Source organism: Pseudomonas sp. G3-19, from assembly GCF_054855875.1.
The window spans coordinates 5,305,675-5,324,361 of sequence record NZ_JBMPIQ010000003.1; the positions used below are offsets into that span (position 1 = coordinate 5,305,675).

The 18,687-nt window shown below is 60.7% G+C and carries 15 protein-coding genes and 1 pseudogene; 6 read left to right on the forward strand and 10 right to left on the reverse strand.

Annotated elements, in window-relative coordinates; all coding sequences use genetic code 11:
• Positions 1–17: 17 nt before the first annotated feature.
• From ACOYXI_RS24130 to ACOYXI_RS24145, 4 genes are all read right to left on the reverse strand, one after another.
• Positions 18–527 (reverse strand): DUF2165 family protein, encoded by a 510-nt coding sequence (locus tag ACOYXI_RS24130; protein WP_210558926.1) that lies wholly within the window; start codon positions 525–527, stop codon positions 18–20.
• A 148-nt stretch (positions 528–675) separates the two neighbouring features.
• Positions 676–1,650, reverse strand: coding sequence for a 2-hydroxyacid dehydrogenase (locus tag ACOYXI_RS24135; protein WP_135294993.1), 975 nt, complete (start codon positions 1,648–1,650; stop codon positions 676–678).
• Positions 1,651–2,414: 764 nt separating this feature from the next.
• Complete coding sequence (locus ACOYXI_RS24140) at positions 2,415–2,789, reverse strand: DUF6124 family protein (RefSeq protein ID WP_461675379.1); 375 nt, start codon at positions 2,787–2,789, stop codon at positions 2,415–2,417.
• 382 nt (positions 2,790–3,171) lie between these two features.
• Positions 3,172–4,140, reverse strand: a complete 969-nt coding sequence (locus ACOYXI_RS24145; protein WP_223008447.1) for a LysR family transcriptional regulator — start codon at positions 4,138–4,140, stop codon at positions 3,172–3,174.
• A gap of 275 nt (positions 4,141–4,415) precedes the next feature.
• On the opposite strand from ACOYXI_RS24145, the gene ACOYXI_RS24150 reads away from it, so the two are divergent.
• From ACOYXI_RS24150 to ACOYXI_RS24165, 4 genes are all read left to right on the forward strand, one after another.
• On the forward strand, positions 4,416–5,915 hold the full coding sequence (locus tag ACOYXI_RS24150; protein ID WP_461675380.1) for an efflux transporter outer membrane subunit: 1,500 nt from the start codon (positions 4,416–4,418) through the stop codon (positions 5,913–5,915).
• 236 nt (positions 5,916–6,151) lie between these two features.
• Positions 6,152–8,344, forward strand: coding sequence for an FUSC family protein (locus ACOYXI_RS24155; protein WP_461675381.1), 2,193 nt, complete (start codon positions 6,152–6,154; stop codon positions 8,342–8,344).
• Positions 8,334–8,534, forward strand: a complete 201-nt coding sequence (locus ACOYXI_RS24160) for a DUF1656 domain-containing protein (RefSeq protein ID WP_003221811.1) — start codon at positions 8,334–8,336, stop codon at positions 8,532–8,534. Before ACOYXI_RS24155 ends, ACOYXI_RS24160 begins: the two co-directional genes overlap by 11 nt.
• 10 nt (positions 8,535–8,544) lie before the next feature.
• Positions 8,545–9,411: an efflux RND transporter periplasmic adaptor subunit gene (locus ACOYXI_RS24165; RefSeq protein WP_027610912.1), complete on the forward strand. Its 867-nt coding sequence runs from the start codon at positions 8,545–8,547 to the stop codon at positions 9,409–9,411.
• A gap of 129 nt (positions 9,412–9,540) precedes the next feature.
• On the opposite strand, the gene ACOYXI_RS24170 is transcribed toward ACOYXI_RS24165, so the two are convergent.
• Together ACOYXI_RS24170 and ACOYXI_RS24175 are read right to left on the reverse strand one after the other, a co-directional pair.
• Positions 9,541–9,939: a DUF4440 domain-containing protein gene (locus tag ACOYXI_RS24170; RefSeq protein ID WP_135294997.1), complete on the reverse strand. Its 399-nt coding sequence runs from the start codon at positions 9,937–9,939 to the stop codon at positions 9,541–9,543.
• Positions 9,936–11,306: an MFS transporter gene (locus ACOYXI_RS24175; protein WP_461675382.1), complete on the reverse strand. Its 1,371-nt coding sequence runs from the start codon at positions 11,304–11,306 to the stop codon at positions 9,936–9,938. Before ACOYXI_RS24175 ends, ACOYXI_RS24170 begins: the two co-directional genes overlap by 4 nt.
• Positions 11,307–11,415: 109 nt before the next feature.
• Between ACOYXI_RS24175 and ACOYXI_RS24180 the strand changes: the two genes are divergently transcribed.
• Positions 11,416–12,297 (forward strand): LysR family transcriptional regulator, encoded by an 882-nt coding sequence (locus ACOYXI_RS24180; RefSeq protein WP_223008443.1) that lies wholly within the window; start codon positions 11,416–11,418, stop codon positions 12,295–12,297.
• Positions 12,298–12,397: 100 nt separating this feature from the next.
• Here the strand turns inward: ACOYXI_RS24180 and ACOYXI_RS24185 are convergent.
• The 3 genes and pseudogenes from ACOYXI_RS24185 to ACOYXI_RS24195 form a co-directional block, all read right to left on the reverse strand.
• Positions 12,398–12,586, reverse strand: a pseudogene (locus ACOYXI_RS24185) (SDR family oxidoreductase); the annotation flags it as partial.
• A 61-nt stretch (positions 12,587–12,647) separates the two neighbouring features.
• Entirely contained in the window at positions 12,648–13,472 is an 825-nt protein-coding gene (locus ACOYXI_RS24190; protein ID WP_134785478.1) for an SDR family oxidoreductase, read from the reverse strand.
• A gap of 36 nt (positions 13,473–13,508) precedes the next feature.
• The gene (locus ACOYXI_RS24195; RefSeq protein WP_098967290.1) at positions 13,509–13,973 is read right to left on the reverse strand and encodes a multidrug transporter; all 465 of its coding nucleotides are present in this window, start codon (positions 13,971–13,973) and stop codon (positions 13,509–13,511) included.
• A gap of 178 nt (positions 13,974–14,151) precedes the next feature.
• Between ACOYXI_RS24195 and ACOYXI_RS24200 the strand changes: the two genes are divergently transcribed.
• Entirely contained in the window at positions 14,152–17,004 is a 2,853-nt protein-coding gene (locus ACOYXI_RS24200; RefSeq protein WP_461675383.1) for an RHS repeat domain-containing protein, read from the forward strand.
• A 74-nt stretch (positions 17,005–17,078) separates the two neighbouring features.
• Here ACOYXI_RS24200 and ACOYXI_RS24205 read toward each other — a convergent pair whose 3' ends face one another.
• Positions 17,079–18,530 (reverse strand): mannose-1-phosphate guanylyltransferase/mannose-6-phosphate isomerase, encoded by a 1,452-nt coding sequence (locus ACOYXI_RS24205; protein WP_090281856.1) that lies wholly within the window; start codon positions 18,528–18,530, stop codon positions 17,079–17,081.
• Positions 18,531–18,687 lie beyond the last annotated feature (157 nt).

Genomic DNA, 18,687 nt, shown 5'->3' on the forward strand with positions numbered 1-18,687 from the left:
CAAACGATCACTGAACATCAGCGCTCGACTTTCAAGGTGATGTAAATCATCACCGGGAATATGAAGTCAATGATATGCCGGGCCCAGTCCTTGGCATTCCATGATTGTGAGGTGTCCATGTCAAACCATTCCACCCCCACGGTTTGCAGGCACACGTAATAAATGAAAATTGCCGCCAGTATGCCCATGATCGAGAACTTTTTTGCCTCATGGAATACCTCTGCAGGCGCATTGATGTGCCGATAGAGTTGATAGGTGCCTATCAGGCATAACGTCGTATACGTTACTTCCATCGTGATGATGAACCAGTAGATCCGGTGATGAATCATCGGTGAATCGATGGCTCGGTATTTTATGGACTCATTGGCGGTGGTAGTGTCCATGCTCAGGATATGAGCCACGTACGTGTAGTTCGAGTCATAGTCGGTAAAGTTGTGAATCATCACCAATACACCAAAGAAGCTGATGTAAGCCATCAATATAACTTTGCTGTAGCGAATAACTTTATCGGTTGTCAGGTTGTTCACGGGATTAGCTCTCCATAGCAGTGGTCGATCATTCGATTGCCAGGCAGAGCTTATAATGCTGTTGTTAAATTGGCTTTGTTGTTCAATTTCAAGTTGTGTAGGGCGGCAACTAACGGGCAAGTGCGGTTCTGCACTTGCCCGTCATTTTTTATCCGCGCCAGACTTGCGGATTGACCAGGTCCTGCGGGCGTTCGCCGAGCAGCGCGCTGCGCAGATTGGCCAGTGCACGATCGGCCATGGCTTCGCGCGTTTCATTCGTGGCGGAGCCGATGTGCGGCAATGTCACAGCATTTTTCAACTGGAACAGCGGCGACTCGGCCAGCGGTTCTTTCTCGTAGACGTCCAGTCCGGCGCCACGGATGCGATTGTTTTGCAGGGCTTCGATCAGCGCCGGCTCGTCGACCACCGGGCCACGGGAGATGTTGACCAAAATCGCCCCCGGCTTCATCAACGCCAATTCGCGATGGCTGATCAGGTGGCGGGTCTTGTCGCTGAGCGGCACCACCAGGCAGACGAAGTCGGCTTCGGCGAGCAACTGGTCGAGGCTGCGAAACTCTGCGCCGAGTTGCTGTTCCAGTTCGGTCTTGCGGCTGTTGCCGCTGTAGATAATCGGCATGTTGAAGCCGAAATGGCCACGGCGGGCGACGGCGGCGCCGATGTTGCCCATGCCGACGATGCCCAGGGTTTTACCGTGGACGTCACAGCCGAACAACGGTGCGCCGACGCTGGCCTGCCATTGGCCGGCCTTGGTCCAGGCGTCGAGTTCGGCGACGCGGCGGGCGCTGCTCATGATCAGGGCGAAGGCGAGGTCGGCGGTGCTTTCGGTGAGCACGTCCGGGGTGTTGGTGAGCATGATCCCGCGTTCATTGAAGTAGTCGAGGTCGTAGTTGTCGTAGCCGACGGAGACGCTGGAGACTACTTCGAGTTTTGTGGCGGTTTCGAGTTGGGCTTTGCCGAGTTTGCGGCCGACGCCGATCAGGCCTTGGGCGTGGGGGAGGGCTTCGTTGAATTGGGCGTTGATGTCGCCGTTCTTTGGGTTGGGGACGATGACGTCGAACTCTTGTTGCAGGCGTTCGATCATGGGTGGGGTGATGCGGCTGAAGGCCAGGACTGTTTTTTTCATTGGGCTTGGGCTCGGCTTCTGGGCTTTATTGCCAAGCAAGCTAACATTTCTGTTTTGGGTTGTCTTGGCGGCCTCTGGGCCGACCATGCTTTGGGTTGATGGGGGACATATCCGTTGCTTCGGGTGCTGCTGCTGGCGGTTTCGCTCTTACAGCGACTCCCTTTGGCAAACGCCCCAAAGGAAGCAAAGGTCTTGGCCCCTGCGTTCGGCCCTCGCTTAGGCTCGGGTTCCTTCGTTGCGGGGTTCATCCGGGGGCATCGCCTCCGGTTTGCTTCGCTGCACCTCCTCTCGATGTATGCGGCTTCGCCGCATGGCGCTGCGCGCCTCCCCCCGGATAAACCCCTCCACTGAGCCTGCCGATGGGGCCGGCACGGCAAGATCAAGAGCTTTCGGCGAGCTGACACTCGGCCATTTGAGTGGTGAAGAGCATGCGGTCTGTCTGGACTGCTTTGCTTTTCTGTAGGAGTGCGCCTGCTCGCGATGGCGGCCTGACAGCCGACCAGTTTCCAACTGACTGACCCAATCCCACTGTGGGAGCGGGCTTGCCAGCGAAGGCGGCCTGACAGCCGACCACTCTCTAACTGACTCACCCAATCCCTGTGGAAGCTGGCTTGCCAGCGATGGCGGCCTGACAGCCGACCAGTCTCTAACTGACTCACCCAATCCCCCTGTGGGAGCGGGCTTGCTCGCGAAAGCGGTGTGTCAGTCACCGAAAGTGTTGGATGTGCTGACGCCTTCGCGAGCAAGCCCGCTCCCACAATGGCTCAGCTGTGTGCTGCAGGTTGGCTGATTTCCACGTTGTCCAGCACCCGATTCACCGCCAGCTCGGCCAGCATGATGATTTGCTGGATCGCCAGTATCGTCTGTCGCTGCGGGCTTTCGACATAGGCCGCAATGTCGCTGGTCATGATGCTTGCCGAGGCCAGTGATTCGCAGGCGTGAACCAGCAGGCTTTCGTCGTCCATGTCGGGGACGACCTGGAACATGCTGCTGGGTTTGTGGAATCTCACAGCGGCGGCGGAAGGTTTCAGGTAATGGTCGAGTGCACGCTCGGCGGCGTCGTGGAGCTTTTTTGAATCGAGGGATTCGTAGGGGGAGGTGCTTTCGGCTTGGGGCGGATTGGGTGTGGGTTTGATCATGGTGGAACTCCATTCGGGATGTGGAGTTCGCCACGTACTGCGACCAAGCAATAGGGTGGCGAACCGTACGCAGGTTGGTCGACCAGGGAATGGAAACCCGGCAGGGCCAAGGCCCTCCCACGCACAGCTCGCCATTAAGCAAGCTTAAAAAGTGCGCCATTCTAAACCCGGACGACCAAGTCCGGTCGTTGATTCGTCAACGACCCCCTGAGCCTATCCACCCCACTTCCGAGTCACAACCGTCAAAACCTGTCGGAAAACTCCCTTCAAATCACCGCTTCTGTAGGAGCTGCCGTAGGCTGCGATCTTTTGATTTTTAAACATCAAGAGCAAAAGATCACAGCCTGCGGCAGCTCCTACAGTGAACACCGTATGTTGAAAATCAGTTGGCGACGCGGGCTCCGGCGAGGCTCCCACTCAACTCATACGCCGCCAGTTCCGCCTGATGCGCCGCCAATATCTCCGGCAGTGACCCGCGCAAATACTCGACCCAGGTCTTGATCTTCGCATCCAGGTACTGCCGCGACGGGTAGATCGCGTACAGGTTGAGTTCCTGCGAGCGGTAGTTGGGCATCATCCGCACCAGCGTGCCGTTGCGCAGGCCTTCGATGGCGGCGTAGACCGGCAGGACGCCGACGCCCATGCCGCTGATGATCGCGGCTTTCATCGCATCGGCGGAGTTCACCAGGAACGGCGAGCTGTTGATGGTGACCATTTCCTGGCCGTCCGGGCCGTTGAAGGCCCATTTTTCCAGGGGGATCACCGGGCTGACGAGGCGCAGGCAGGCGTGGTTCAGCAGGTCTGCGGGTTTTTGCGCGCAGCCGTTGACTTTCACGTAGGCCGGGGAGGCGCAGACGATGCTGTAGGTGATGCCCAGGCGTTGCGAGACGAAGCCCGAGTCCGGCAGTTCGCTGGCGAGCACGATGGACACGTCGTAGCCCTCGTCGAGCAGGTCCGGCACGCGGTTGGCCATGGTCAGGTCGAAGGTCACGTCCGGGTGGGTCTTGCGGTAGCGGGCGATGGCGTCGATCACGAAGTGCTGGCCGATGCCGGTCATGGTGTGCACTTTCAACTGGCCGGCGGGGCGGGCGTGGGCCTGGCTGGCCTCGGCTTCGGCTTCTTCGACATAGGCCAGGATCTGTTCGCAGCGCAGCAGGTAGCGCTTGCCGGCCTCGGTCAGGGCGATGCGCCGGGTCGTGCGATTGAGCAGGCGGGTTTGCAGGTGGGCTTCCAGGTTGGAGACCGCGCGCGAGACGTTGGCCGTGGTGGTGTCGAGTTGCACGGCGGCGGCGGTGAAGCTGCCGGCTTCGGCCACACAACTGAAGGCGCGCATGTTTTGCAATGTGTCCATGGGGTGCTCTCAAGGGAGATGGCAAATTGTGACACGAAGTTTCAGGGGCTGAGACCCCCGACCAACGGATTATCTCGTTAACGGTAACAAAGATTCACAGGAATCCCAGCTTATCGCCACCAAGGCGCCCACCTAGAATTGCGCCGCTCCCTGTAGGAGCTGCCGCAGGCTGCGATCTTTTGATTTTGTTTTAAGGGAATCAAGATCAAAAGATCGCAGCCTGCGGCAACCCCTGCACAAATCCCCGCCTTATCCTCTTTCAGGAATTCGCAGCTGTGCCGCGTCGCATCATCAGAGCGCTTTTGCCGCTCAGTGTTCTGGCTTTTACCCTGGGTCTCAGCGGCTGCATCTCAACGCAAGGAATTGCCCCGCATAGCACGGCATTGGAAGCCGACGCACTGGCCACTGACGACGCCATCGCCCACGCCGCCCGTGACGCCAACTGGCCCACCGCACAATGGTGGCAAGCCTACGGCGACCCGCAACTCAATCACTGGATCGACCTCGCCGTGCAGGGCAGTCCGAGCATGGCCATGGCCGCTGCTCGGGTGCGGCAGGCCAAGGCGCTGGCCGGTGTCGCCGAAGCGGCCGAGTCGTTGCAGATCAATGGCGAGTCGACACTCAAACGCCACAACTGGCCGACCGACCAGTTCTACGGCCCGGGCGAGCTGGCCAACACCACCACCTGGGACAACAACGCCGCGCTGGGTTTCAGCTACGCCCTCGACCTCTGGGGGCGGGAAAGCAATGCCAGCGAACGCGCGGTGGATCTGGCGCACATGAGCGCCGCCGAAGCGCGGCTGGCGCAGCTGGAATTGCAGAACAATATCGTGCGCGCCTACATCGAGCTGTCGCTGCATTACGCCCAGCGCGATATCGTCGCCGCGACGCTAAAACAGCAACAGCAGATTCTCGACCTGGCGCAGAAGCGTCTGGACGGCGGCATCGGCACGCACTTTGAAGTCAGTCAGGCCGAAACGCCGTTGCCGGAGACCCATCGGCAACTGGATGCGCTGGACGAAGAAATCGCCCTGAGCCGCAACCAGATCGCCGCGCTGGCCGGCAAAGGCCCGGGCGACGGTGCGCAGTTGCAGCGGCCGACGCTGGCGCTGGGTGCTGCGCTGAAACTGCCATCGGCATTGCCCGCCGAGTTGCTCGGTCAGCGCCCGGACGTGGTCGCCAGTCGCTGGCAAGTGGCGGCGCAGGCACGCGGCATCGATGTCGCGCATGCCGGGTTTTATCCCAACGTCGATCTGGTCGGCAGCCTCGGCTACATGGCCACCGGCGGCGGGGCGCTGGAGTTTTTGACTGGCAAGAAACTCAATTACAACGTCGGCCCGGCAATCTCGCTGCCGATCTTCGACGGTGGGCGTTTGCGCAGTGAATTGGGCGAAGCGTCCGCCGGGTATGACATTGCCGTGGCGCATTACAACCAGACGCTGGTCAATGCGCTGAAGAACATCTCCGACCAGTTGATCCGTCGCGAGTCGATGGACAAGCAGCAAGCCTTCGCCGCCGAGTCGGTGGCTACCGCGCAGAAGACCTACGACATCGCGATGATCGCCTATCAGCGTGGCCTCACCGATTACCTCAACGTGCTGAATGCGCAGACCTTGCTGTTCAAGCAACAGCAAGTGCAGCAGCAGGTGCAGGCGGCGCGCTTGAGTGCGCATGCCGAGTTGGTGACGGCGTTGGGTGGCGGCCTCGGGGCTGGCAATGATGTGCCCACAGCCGAGCAAACCCAGGCCCCGAAAACCCCGACCCTCCTGCGGTGAACACACGATCTCTTTGGCAATTTAATACCTGTGGTGAGGGGATTTATCCCCGATGGGCTGCGAAGCAGACCCAAGACGAGCGTGTGCAATCTGACTGTGAGAACTCAATTGCCTTGTTTAGGGTTGCTGTGCAACCCGTCGGGGATAAATCCCCTCACCACAGAGTTTGTGTTCACCACAAAAATTGATGTTTGCCACAGATGACTCTTCAGTCCTCAATTATTGAGCAAGACCAAATGACTCCCTTGCCCGCACCTCTACGCTGGCTCTACTCCCTGGAATGGCGCCGGGGTTTGTTTGACTGGGCGCGCAGCGATGGCGTGACCTGGGTGTATATCTTCAAGGTATTGCTCGCCGCGTTCCTCACGCTGTGGCTGGCGATGCGCCTGGAGTTGCCGCAGCCGCGTACGGCGATGATCACCGTGTTCATCGTCATGCAGCCGCAGAGCGGCCATGTGTTCGCCAAGAGTTTCTATCGCTTCCTTGGCACCCTGGCCGGGTCGGCGATGATGGTCACGCTGATCGCGCTGTTCGCGCAGAACACCGAGTTGTTCCTCGGTTCGCTAGCGATCTGGGTCGGCATCTGCTCGGCCGGTGCGGCGCGTTGCCGTAACTTCCGCGCCTACGGTTTTGTCCTCGCCGGCTACACCGCCGCGATGGTCGGCCTGCCGGCGCTGGCGCATCCGGACGGTGCGTTCATGGCCGCCGTCTGGCGGGTGCTGGAGATCTCGCTGGGGATTCTCTGCTCGACGGTGGTCAGCGCCGCGATCCTGCCGCAAACAGCCAGCGCGGCGATGCGCAACGCGCTGTATCAGCGCTTCGGCGTGTTCGCGTTGTTCGTCACCGATGGCTTGCGCGGACGCAGCAAAGCCGAATCGTTCGAAGCGAGCAACGTGCGTTTTATCGCCGAAGCCGTGGGCCTGGAAGGGCTGCGCAGCGTCACCGTATTCGAAGACCCGCACATGCGTCGGCGCAACGGTCGCCTCAGCCGTTTGAACAGCGAGTTCATGGGCATTACCACGCGCTTCAACGCGCTGCATCAGTTGCTGGAACGCTTGCGCGTGAATGACGAAGAACACGTGGTGGCCGCGATCAGGCCGGGCCTGCAGGATCTGGCGGAAGTACTCGACGGCTTCAGTGGCCGCGCCTTGACCAGCCCGGACGCGGCACGTTTGGCGACGGCATTGGCCACTTACAAGGAAGGCCTGCCGACGCGCGTGCGAACCTTGCGCGGCATTTTCCAGGAAACCGGTCCGAGTGAAGCCGAACAACTGGATTTCCACACTGCATACGAGCTGCTCTATCGCTTCGTCGACGACCTGCACAGTTATGCACAGACCCACGCCTCGCTGGCCGATCACCGCCACGAACGTGAGCGCTGGGATGAGCCGTTCACCCCGCAAACCAACTGGTGGGCCGCCGCGGCTTCGGGGATTCGCGCCTCGTTCATCCTGATTGTGCTGGGCAGCTATTGGGTCGCCACCGCGTGGCCGAGCGGCGCGACCATGACCCTGATTGCCGCCGCGACGGTGGGCCTGTCTGCCGCCACGCCGAACCCGAAACGCATGGCGTTTCAGATGGCCTGCGGGACTTTCCTCGGAGCGGTGATCGGCTTCGTCGAGATGTTTTTCATCTTCCCGTGGATCGACGGATTTCCGCTGTTGTGCGTGATGCTTGCGCCAGTGATCGTGCTCGGCTCGTTCCTCGCTTCGCGACCGCAATACGCCGGTGTCGGTCTCGGTTTGTTGATCTTCTTCAGCACCGGTTCGGTGCCGGACAACCTGACCATTTACAACCCTTACACCTTCATCAACGACTACATCGCCATGGTCATGGGCATGCTGGTCTGCGCTGCTGCAGGCGCAATCATTCTGCCGCCCAACAGCCGCTGGTTGTGGAAGCGCCTGGAGCAGGATCTGCGTGGCCAGGTGGTGTACGCGATCAGCGGCAAACTCAAGGGCCTGGCGTCGAGTTTCGAGAGTCGTACTCGTGACCTGCTGCATCAGGCTTATGGTCTCGCCGCCGGGCAGCCGACCGTGCAGAAGAACCTGCTGCGCTGGATGTTCGTGGTGCTCGAAGTCGGCCACGCGATCATCGAATTGCGCAAGGAACAGGCGATCCTCCCAGTGCATCCGGCGTATGCAGAATCGCAGCCGTGGCGTCAGGCGATCCGCGTCATGGGCCGGGCGCTGGTGCGGCTGTTTCTGCAACCGAACCCGAGCAATCTGGAGCGCGCACTGGTGGCGGTCGATCACGCGATCAGTCGGGTCGCCGCGACCGACGAGCCGTTTGCGCCGCACTTCGACACGTCCGCGTTACGCCGGGTGAAGAGCTATCTGCACTTCATCCGCACCTCGTTGCTCGACCCGCAATCACCACTCGCTGCCTATGCCGTCGCCAAGCCCGAAGGACTTGCCCATGCCTCGTGAAATCGCCTTCCACGGCGTGTACATGCCGACCATGACCCTGATGTTCTTTGTCGCTGCGGCGCTGGCCTGGGCGCTGGACCGGTTCCTGTCGGGGTTCGACCTGTACCGTTTTTTCTGGCACCCGGCGCTTTTGCGTCTGAGTCTGTTTACCTGTCTGTTCGGCGCCATGGCGCTGACTGTCTACCGTTGAGAACGTTCTGATGAAAAAGTTTTTCAGCCTGCTCGCGACCCTGCTGGTGCTGGCCCTGGCACTGTGGATCGGCCGGACCCTGTGGGAGCACTACATGAACACCCCGTGGACCCGCGACGGCCGGGTGCGGGCGGACATCATCAACGTCGCGGCCGACGTCACCGGGGAAGTGGTCGACGTGCCGGTGCGCGACAACCAGTTGGTGAAGAAGGGCGATTTGCTGATGCAGATCGATCCCGAGCACTACCGCATCGCGGTCAAGCAGGCGCAGTCGCTGGTCGCTTCGCGCAAGTCGACCTGGGAGATGCGCAAGGTCAACGCGCATCGTCGCGCCGACCTCGACAACCTAGTGATCTCCAAGGAAAACCGCGACGACGCCAGCAACATCGCCGACGCCGCGCTCGCCGATTACCAACACGCACAAGCACAACTGGAAGCCGCCGAACTCAACCTCAAACGCACTGAAGTGCGCGCGGCGGTGGACGGCTACGTGACCAACCTCAACGTGCATCGCGGTGACTACGCGCGCATCGGCGAAGCGAAAATGGCCGTGGTCGACATGAACTCGTTCTGGGTCTACGGCTTCTTCGAAGAGACCAAACTGCCGCACGTACGCGTAGGCGACAAGGCCGACATGCAACTGATGAGCGGCGAAGTGTTGAAGGGCCACGTGGAGAGCATTTCCCGCGGCATCTACGACCGCGACAACCCGGAAAGCCGCGAGCTGATCGCCGACGTGAACCCGACGTTCAACTGGGTGCGTCTGGCGCAGCGGGTGCCGGTGCGCATTCACATCGACGAAGTGCCGGAGGGTGTGTTGTTGGCGGCGGGGATTACTTGCACGGTGGTGGTGAAGCAAGAGTCTGTGGATAACTGACAGACCGCGCCGACTGAATCGCGAGCAGGCTCACTCCTACACTGGATCTCTGCCACACCGAAGATTCCTTGTAGGAGTGAGCCTGCTCGCGATAAGGACAACCCGGTCTTTCAGACCAAAACCGAGTAATCACTCAGCGCAAAACGTCTCCTGCAAATGCCGCCACAGCACCCGCCCGGCCTCGGTCTTTTCAAACACCACCGTCGACCGGCGATCGGTGCGCAACCCGCTCGCATCGCTCTGCTGCTCGCGATAACTCAGGGTCGCGCCATGCGCATGCAGCGCAATCCCGCGCAGCTCACTGAGCTCGATCCTGAACCCGGGCTTCTTCCCGCCTGCCGCGTGAAACAGCGCACGCAAGGCTTCGATATCCAGCGCCCGGCCCAGCGGCGTGACCATGGAAAAATCCGCCGAGAATCGGCTCAGCAAGCGCTCCATTTCGGCTGAATCCTGCTCCACGGCAAACCAGCGTTCGATCACCAGGTGGGCCTGGATCACTTCATCAAAATATTCGTTGTAGTCAGTCATGTGGATTTTTCCTGAAGGGGAGGTGGGCTCAGCAGGGCGAGCACTGTGGAGGCGTCGAAACGCAGCACGGCGATCATGGGCAACAAGGTGAGCAAGGCCGCCGCGACAAAGCAGTATTTGAATCCGTTGCCGCCCAGTGCACCCAACAGCGAACTGAGCAGCGCGGCGCCAAGACAGAAACCGAGCTGGCGATTGATGTTCCACAGAGCGCTGGAGTGGCCCATTTTTTCCGGCGCGATGCCGACAAACGCCAGGCTCTGCGCGGTGACGCTGCACAGGCTGCCGCCCAGTCCCATCAAGGCATAGGCAATGATCAACGGCGCGGCGGCGGGTTGTTCGATGCGCATCAGCAGGACAATCCCCAGGCACTGCAAAAGCATCCCGGTGATCAGCAGCGGTTTGGGGCCAATGCGGTTGAAACTGCGTTTGCCGAGCATGATCGCCACCCCCGATGCGGCCGCCCAGGACAGCATCAGCGCACCGGTCTGCGCGGCGCCGAAACCGAGGTCGTGCAGGTACAACACGGCAATCATGTTGGTGCCGGTAAACACCCCAGGCACAAACAGGTAGATCAGCATCGCCAGGCGCAACGACGGACTCTTTAGCAGTTGCAGGTCGAGCACCGCGTCGGGTTTGTGCCAGCCATCACGCAGGTACAACCATAAGGTCAGGACGCCGAGCAGCAGAACGCCGCTGGCGAGGTGTCGGGTAGCGGCGGCGCTCGCCAGGCTCACGGCAATCAACAACAGTGTCAGGGCTGCCACCGCCAGCAGCAGGCCGCGCAGATCCAGTGTCGGGCGTTCCGTGCCGGGTTGATCCGCTTGCAACCACAGCAGACCCAGGCCGAACGCGAGCAGCGCCAGCGGCATGTTCAGGTAGAAAATCCAGCGCCATGACAACGCCTCGACGATCAGGCCGCCCGCCGCCGGCGACAGGGCTGGCACCATCAGCGCGACCATCAGCACTACGCCGGTAAGGTGCGCGCGTTGCGTCGCTGGATACTGCCGATAAGCCAGGGCCTGACCGATCGGCAGCAACAAGCCGCCACCGAGGCCTTGCAGCAAACGCCAGCCGATCAGGCTTTCAATCGACCCGGCCTGGGCCACCAGACCGGAAGCGATACCGAACAGCAGCAACGAGCCGAGAATCAGCCGCCGTTCGCCCAGCCGTGCCGCCAGCCACACGCTCAGCGGAATGATCAGTGTCAGCCCGAGCATGTAGGCGTTGGTGATCCACGCCAATTGCGTCACCGAGGCCTGTAATTCCCGGGCGATGTCCGGGTAGGCGATGCTCGCGGCGAACATGTTCAGCAGGTCGAGGGCGAACCCGAACAGATACACCAGCGCGACTTTCGAGCGATAGGCCATGGCAGCTTCCCTGTGATGAGACGCGCAGGGTAGTGCGCTTCAGGCGTTAGGAAAACGCTGGTTTGCCTGCTAGTTTGTCAAAATAATTTTGACAGGGAGTGCGCTGGATATGGTCAGTCTGGACCGTTTTGACACTTTCAAAGCCGTGGTCGAGGCCGGGTCGTTGACGGCTGCCGCCGATACCATGGGCCAGACCCGTGCGGTGGTGAGCTTCAATCTCAAGCGCCTGGAAGAAGAACTGGGCGTCACTTTGCTCACACGCAACACCCGGCAACTGGCCCTGACCGATGCCGGCGAGCGCTTCTATCGGCGCTGCCTGCGCACCCTCGACGAAGCGCGACTGGCGATCGAGGAAGCGCGCTCTGAGCATTCGCAACTCAAGGGCACGTTGCGCATCACCACCACCGTGGAGTTTGCCCTGGCCCAAGTGGTGCCGGCGCTGGAGGTGTTTCGCCAGCAACAGCCGCAACTGAACATTCACTTGTCGACATCCTCGACCCACGCCGATCTGATCTCCGAGCGCTTCGACATGGCGATCCGTCTGGGACGCATGCACGACTCCAATCTGCGCGCGGTGCAGTTGTCGAGGTTCGAAGTGTTTGCGGTGGCGGCGCCGCAACTGGTCGAGCGCTTCGCGCCGGTTGCCACGCTGGCAACGCTGGAGTCGATGCCGACGCTGGGCCATGGCCGCGTCCCGGAAATGACCGTGACCGACCCGGCCGGCAGCGAGCATGTCTACCAGCCAAAACCGGGGACCACCGCCATCGTCGCCGACAACTCGGCGACGCTCAGGGCGTTTGCGCTGACTGGCCAAGGCGTGGCGATTTTGCCGCAGTGGCTGATTCAGGAGGATCTGCAGGCGGGGCGATTGGTGCGGTTGCTGGCCGATTATCGCTTTGCCCAGCAGGGTGTTTATGCGCTGTACCCGGATACCCGGCATCTGCCGCTGAAGGTACGGGCGTTTATTGATTTCATGAAGGGCTGGGGCTGAATGCTGGCTGATCTGGCCCCTTCGCGAGCAAGCCCGCTCCCACATTTGGAATGCATTCTCTTGTGGGAGCGGGCTTGCTCGCGAAAGCGTCAACCCGGTCTCAGAGCTTCCCACGCAAGCCGAACCGCTTCATCAACGTCGACTCCAGCAATCCCTTGGGCAATAACGTCGCCAGCAACGGCAACGCGCGGCTGCCATTACCAATGCGGATCAAGCGTGGCGGCGTGCTCTGCTGCACAGCCTTGAGCAACTCAGCCGCAAACTCACTGGCCGGCGTCGATTTCTCCTCCCACATTTGGAATGCATTCTCCTGTGGGAGCGGGCTTGCTCGCGAAAGCGTCAACCCGGTCTCAGAGCTTCCCACGCAAGCCGAACCGCTTCATCAACGTCGACTCCAGCAATCCCTTGGGCAATAACGTCGCCAGCAATGGCAACGCGCGGCTGCCATTACCAATGCGGATCAAGCGTGGCGGCGTGTTCTGCTGCACCGCTTTGAGCAACTCAGCCGCAAACTCACTGGCCGGCGTCGGCTTGTCCTGCGATGCCTTGGCCCGCGCACGAATCCCCTCGCGCAACGGAAACCACGGTGATTGCTCGTTGATCAGTTGCTCGGCTTCGTGCCCGGCATTCTTGGCAAAGCTCGACTGGATCGCCCCAGGCTGGACCTCCATCACGCGGATACCGAACGGCGCCAGCTCCATGCGCAGCGCATCGCTCAGCGCATGCACCGCGGCCTTCGAGGCGCAGTAGGCGCCGGCGAACGGCGTGACCAGTACCCCTGAGACACTGCCGATGTTCACCACCAGCCCCTTGGCCCGGCGCAGCACCGGGAACAGTGCGCGAGTGACGCCGACAATCGAGAACACGTTGGTCTCGAACTGGCGCTGCATGGCCGGCACGCCGCCATCGAGCAGCGGCCCCATCGCGCCATAACCGGCGTTGTTGATCAGCACGTCGAGGCCGCCGTGTTGCTGGTTGATGCGCTCAGCGAGTTGTTCCAGCGCCACACTGTCATTGACGTCCAGCGCGATTGCGCTGAACCCGGCAGCGGCGAGGGCCGCGACGTCTTCAGCCTTGCGCGCACTGGCCCAGACCTCGTAACCGGCGGCTTTGAACGCGTCAGCGAGGGCGCGGCCAATGCCGCTGGAGCAACCGGTAATCAACGCAACGGGCATGGCGCATTCCTTGTGCAAAAAATGGGAGGAGGGGGATCAGTCGGAGAAACTGCCCTGCAAGCGCTCGGCACGAAACTCCAGGGTTTGTGGGCGATAACCGGGGCGCAGTGGAGGCATCGGCAGGCAGTCTTCCCAGTCGCCACCGGCCTGCAGTTCGCCGGGGCCGCGATAGCGCGGGGCGGTGTATTGGTTGTCGGCCAGATTGACCGTGTCGCCCGGCGCGTAAGCTGCAATGCGCCAGCGCAGTTCAGTCAGCGGCACGTCGTTGCCGTTTTTCATTTTCAATTGCAGCGGCCGATCTGCCGGGCATTGCTCCGGTGCATAGCTGATGCGCATCTCAAGGCGCGCCAGTTGCTTGAGCTCGCGGTTGTCCAGCCACACCACCCACATGGCCACCAGGCCCAGACCGACAGCCGCGGCCACGGAGACCGGCACAGCCTTGGCGGGATAGCGCAGCAGCAGAATCAACCAGGTGATGATCAGCAGGATGCCGATGAACATGAGGGAACGCTCCTTGGTTCGTGAGTACCATCCTACCGGAGGGCCGGCGCAATGGACATTCGCGCGTATTCCGAATGTACCGTCAGTCGGTACTGTAATTTCTGACAGTTGAAAATCGTAAAGCGCGGATGCTCTGATGCCCTGAAGCATGGATAACGCTAGTGCCGGGAGCAAGCTGATGAACAAGCATGGCAAAACACCGACGCTTTCAGTAAGCGACCCGCGCGGACTGCAGGTTCGGACGGTTGGTTATTGGCGTGCCGACGACCTTTGCCCAGCTCAAACCCGCGTCAATCGCACGGCGCGCGACGCTGCCGGAAGGGTTGTGGAACAGTGGGATCCGCGCCTGTGGGCACTGCAAACGACCGAGCCGCTGACGCCAGCGAATCTGCGCACCCTTTATTCGTTGATCGGGCAAACGCTGCGTTCCGACAGCGTCGATGCCGGCACGCAGCTGGCGTTGTACGGGCTGGGTGCCGAGACGCTGTACGACTGGGACAGTCGAGAAACCTGGCGCGAGGTGCAACACGACCCGTTGCTGCGTCCGATTGCCGTGTTCGAAGAAGGCGCATCCGAGCCTAGGCGGTGCGTCGAACGTCTCACTTACGGTCAGCCCGGCGCGGGTGATCCCTCCCGGAATCAGCTGGGCCAGTTGATTCGGCACGATGATCCGGCGGGTAGTGTGTGCTCGCAAAGCTTTGCAATCAGTGGGCAATGCATTGAAAGCACGCGGCACTTCACCCTCGACCCCAGCGTCCCCGATTGGCCGCAAAACGTTGATGACCGCCAGCGCTTGCTGGAGCCCGGTGACGGTGCAACGACCCGCTGGCGCTTCGGGCCGCTGGGGCAGGTACTCGAACAAATCGATGCACGTGATAATCGACAGGATCGCGAGTTGACGCTGGACGGTCAGTTGCGCGCCTGCCATCTGCAATTGCGGCACCAGACCAAAGCGCAAACGCTGGTGAGCGACATTCGTTACAACGCTGATGGGCAAGTCACTCAGGAACTGGCGGGCAATGGTGTGCTGACGACGCTGACCTATCAGCCCGAGGATGGTCTTCTGCTAACCCGCCATGCGAGGAAAGCAGGGGGCGAGGTATTGCAACATCTGATCTACGACTATGACCCGATGGGCAACTTGCTGAGCATCGAGGACAAGGCACTGCCGATCCGGTATTTCGCCAACCAGCGTATCGATCCTGCCAGTCGTTTCGACTATGACAGCTTCTACCAGTTGCATGTGGCCACCGGTTGGGAAGCAGGTGCTGCTACTCAAGGTCCGGCGTCCATCGGACGTGACGATCCGGTAGCAGTGAGCAATTATCGACAGACCTTCGACTACGATGAATCCGGCAATCTGCTGCTGCTGACGCATGTTGGCGTGCGCAATGGCCGTGAGCTCAAAGCTGCGCGATCAAGTAATCGCTGTTTGCCTTACCGTAATGGCGTGCCACCGACGGAAGAGGAGATTGCCGCGGCGTTCGATCCCCGTGGCAATTTGCGAGCGCTGTACGCGGGGAGTTCATTGACGTGGAATCTGCGTAATCAGTTGCAATCGGTCACGCCGGTCGAACGTGCCAGCGGCCCCAATGACCGTGAACACTATTGCTACGACGGTGCCGGCCAACGTGTGCGCAAGATTCGCTCACTCCAGACGAATGCCCGCGGCGTCACGGCCCAGGTGCGCTATTTGCCTGGACTGGAGCTACGCACCGACACGGCCACCGGTGAGCAATTGCAAGTGATCTGCGTCGAGGGCCACATCAGCCGTGTACACGTGCTGCACTGGGAAAGTGCTCCGCCCACCGGTTCCAATGACCATTATCGGTACACGCTGACGGATCATCTCGGATCGACCTGCCTGGAACTGGGCGAGGATGCCCGGCTCATCAGTCAAGAAACATTCTTCCCGTTCGGTGAAACGGCGTGGAGCAAGGACACCGAGGCCAGTTACAAAACCCTGCGTTATTCGGGCAAGGAGCGCGATGCAACAGGTCTCTATTATTATGGCTATCGCTATTACATGCCGTGGTTGCAGCGCTGGTTGAATCCTGACCCGAAAGGCTTTATCGACGGGCCGAACCTGTATCAGATGGTGGGTAACTCGCCCATGAACCATGTCGACACCGATGGGGGCGGGAAGACCGCCACATCTGAGTTGGCTGACAGTGTGCAAAAGCAGCAGGCATTAATGAGCACGATGACCTCGGCGGCAGCGGACGTCAGAAACTCATTGCTCAACCACACTCAGGCGCGACACCGGTTTCAGGCCCTGGTCAGGCGCGTCGGCACGCAACTGGCCAGCAGCATGTTCAGCGCAGGCGCTCAAGCCGCAGGGGGCACGATTGGCACTGCAATGGGCACCGTGTTCGGACCGGTAGCCGGTTCGCTTGGGGGCAAGATTGGCACGAAGGTCGGCGATAAGTTGGCGGGTGCAGCCATCGACAAGGTGGTGGACACCTATCAGTTGAACCGACCCATCCATTTCAAGGGCAGCGAATTGAATCCCAAGGCTCTGGTTGAAAGCGTCGAGCCGAAAAAGAAGCTGAGTCTTGCCACAGTGAAACTGCAATTGGCAGCGCATGATCCGCGCACAGCCGACGGTCGATCACGATTGACCGAAATGGCGCGCGCCAAGGTCGAGGGCAAAGTGATCGAGGCAGTCTCTGAAAAACTGGGACCAGAAACTCGGGGGCTGTTCCAGACGGGGCGGGAATTCATCCATGCAGCGCAGGGACTGAATGCTGAGGCGTTAAGCAACACTCATGAACATCTTTCGGCAAACATCGACATGGTCGAGTTCAGGACGCAGGCCATCCTTACCGAGCTGGCAACCACCGGCAGCGCGGATCCGGGGCTTTTCGAAGCGGTCTCCGACTTGTCGATGCAAACGTCCAGTACGCTGCAGAGCCTCCAGCGGACCCAGGACTTTATCGGACTGCTCGCACCGGCTCCTTACGCGGGAAGGCAGCAATCGCTGGGGGGATATTCCCGGCCAAGGCTGACTCGACAACATTCGTTGAGTTGAAAAAAAGCCCCCGCCCAACCCACTGCGGATAGGGGACGCAGCGGGCTGGACGGGGGCTTCTCATTGCCGGGTGATCACTGCGCGATGGTTTTCACCGACACGCCACGTTCGATCGGGGTGGAGCGACCGTAGATATCTTCGAAGCGTTCGATATCGTCTTCACCGAGATAGCTGCCCGATTGCACTTCGATGATTTCCAGCGGGATCTTGCCCGGGTTGCGCAGGCGGTGCACCGAGGCGATCGGGATGTAGGTCGACTGGTTTTCAGTGAGCAGAAAGACGTTCTCGTCGCAGGTCACTTCAGCAGTGCCGCTGACCACGATCCAGTGTTCGGCGCGGTGGTGGTGCATCTGCAGCGACAGGCACGCACCCGGTTTGACCGAGATGTGCTTGACCTGGAAGCGCCCGCCCATGTCCACCGAGTCGTAGGACCCCCACGGACGGTAAACCTCGCAGTGGTTCTGGGTTTCGCTGCGGCCCTGCTCGTTGAGGGTGTTTACCATTTGCTTGACGCCCTGAACCTTATCCTTGTGCGCGATCATCATCGCGTCCTTGGTTTCGACCACGACGATGTTTTCCAGCCCGATCACCGACACCAGTTTGCCGTTGCCGTGGATCATGCAGTTCTTGCTGTCCTGGATTACCACGTCGCCTTTGCTGACGTTACCGTTGGCGTCTTTTTCGTTGACTTCCCACAGCGACGACCAGCAGCCGACATCGCTCCAGCCAGCGGTCAGCGGCACCACGCAGGCGCGCTGGGTCTTTTCCATCACCGAGTAGTCGATGGAGTTGTCCGGGCAGCAGGCGAAGGTAGCTTCGTCCAGTGTGACGGTGTCGGCATCCTGCTGGCTGCGCTCGAGGGTCAGCAGGCAGGTGTCGTAGATGTCCGGATCGTGCTTTTTCAGCTCTTCGAGGAAGCGGCTGGCGCGGAACAGGAACATGCCGCTGTTCCAGTAGTAGCCGCCGGATTCAACGTACTCGGTGGCACGTTTGACGTCGGGTTTCTCGACGAAGTGCGAGACGCGGCTGACGCCCTCGGGCAGCAGCGAGTCGCCGGTGGATTTGATGTAGCCATAGCCGGTTTCCGGTTTGGTCGCCGGCACGCCGAACAGCACCATCTCGCCGTTTTCGGCGGCGACGGTGGCCAGGGCGAGGGCGCGTTGCAGGGCTTTCTGGTCTTCCAGCACGTGGTCGGCCGGCAGCACCAGCATCAGTTCGTCACGGCCTTCGTTGACCAGCATCATCGCAGTCAGCGCTACCGCTGGTGCTGTGTTGCGGCCGAACGGTTCCATCAGGATGCGCTGGCATTCGAGGTTACGGTTGGCTAACTGCTCGTTGACGATGAAGCGGTGATCCTTGTTGCAGACCACGATCGGCGTGTCCATGCCTTCGAACACCAGACGTTCCAGAGTTTGCTGGAACAGCGTGTGTTCACCGGTCAGGGCGAGGAATTGTTTAGGGAATTGCTTGCGCGAAAGCGGCCAAAGACGTGAACCGCTACCACCTGACAAGATCACCGGAATCATATTGTTTACTCCATAAAAATCGATTGGTTAGAGGCACGAACGTTGTGTCGTTTCACTCTTGTTTTTGTCTCGTATCCGAACTGACAACCCGATCAAGGGTGGGAGGGGGCTTGCTCCCGAAGGCGGTTTATCAGTCGACATATCGGTTGAATGTCAG

What these genes read in the sequence shown, in the direction of transcription:
- ACOYXI_RS24205 (WP_090281856.1), bottom strand. Translation starts at nt 18,530, where the DNA reads ATGATTCCGGTGATCTTGTCAGGTGGTAGCGGTTCACGTCTTTGGCCG.
- ACOYXI_RS24175 (WP_461675382.1), bottom strand. Translation starts at nt 11,306, where the DNA reads ATGGCCTATCGCTCGAAAGTCGCGCTGGTGTATCTGTTCGGGTTCGCC.
- ACOYXI_RS24135 (WP_135294993.1), bottom strand. Translation starts at nt 1,650, where the DNA reads ATGAAAAAAACAGTCCTGGCCTTCAGCCGCATCACCCCACCCATGATC.
- ACOYXI_RS24200 (WP_461675383.1), top strand. Translation starts at nt 14,152, where the DNA reads ATGAACAAGCATGGCAAAACACCGACGCTTTCAGTAAGCGACCCGCGC.
- ACOYXI_RS24170 (WP_135294997.1), bottom strand. Translation starts at nt 9,939, where the DNA reads ATGACTGACTACAACGAATATTTTGATGAAGTGATCCAGGCCCACCTG.
- ACOYXI_RS24145 (WP_223008447.1), bottom strand. Translation starts at nt 4,140, where the DNA reads ATGGACACATTGCAAAACATGCGCGCCTTCAGTTGTGTGGCCGAAGCC.
- ACOYXI_RS24195 (WP_098967290.1), bottom strand. Translation starts at nt 13,973, where the DNA reads ATGTTCATCGGCATCCTGCTGATCATCACCTGGTTGATTCTGCTGCTG.
- ACOYXI_RS24160 (WP_003221811.1), top strand. Translation starts at nt 8,334, where the DNA reads ATGCCTCGTGAAATCGCCTTCCACGGCGTGTACATGCCGACCATGACC.
- ACOYXI_RS24155 (WP_461675381.1), top strand. Translation starts at nt 6,152, where the DNA reads ATGACTCCCTTGCCCGCACCTCTACGCTGGCTCTACTCCCTGGAATGG.
- ACOYXI_RS24140 (WP_461675379.1), bottom strand. Translation starts at nt 2,789, where the DNA reads ATGATCAAACCCACACCCAATCCGCCCCAAGCCGAAAGCACCTCCCCC.
- ACOYXI_RS24190 (WP_134785478.1), bottom strand. Translation starts at nt 13,472, where the DNA reads ATGCCCGTTGCGTTGATTACCGGTTGCTCCAGCGGCATTGGCCGCGCC.
- ACOYXI_RS24165 (WP_027610912.1), top strand. Translation starts at nt 8,545, where the DNA reads ATGAAAAAGTTTTTCAGCCTGCTCGCGACCCTGCTGGTGCTGGCCCTG.
- ACOYXI_RS24180 (WP_223008443.1), top strand. Translation starts at nt 11,416, where the DNA reads ATGGTCAGTCTGGACCGTTTTGACACTTTCAAAGCCGTGGTCGAGGCC.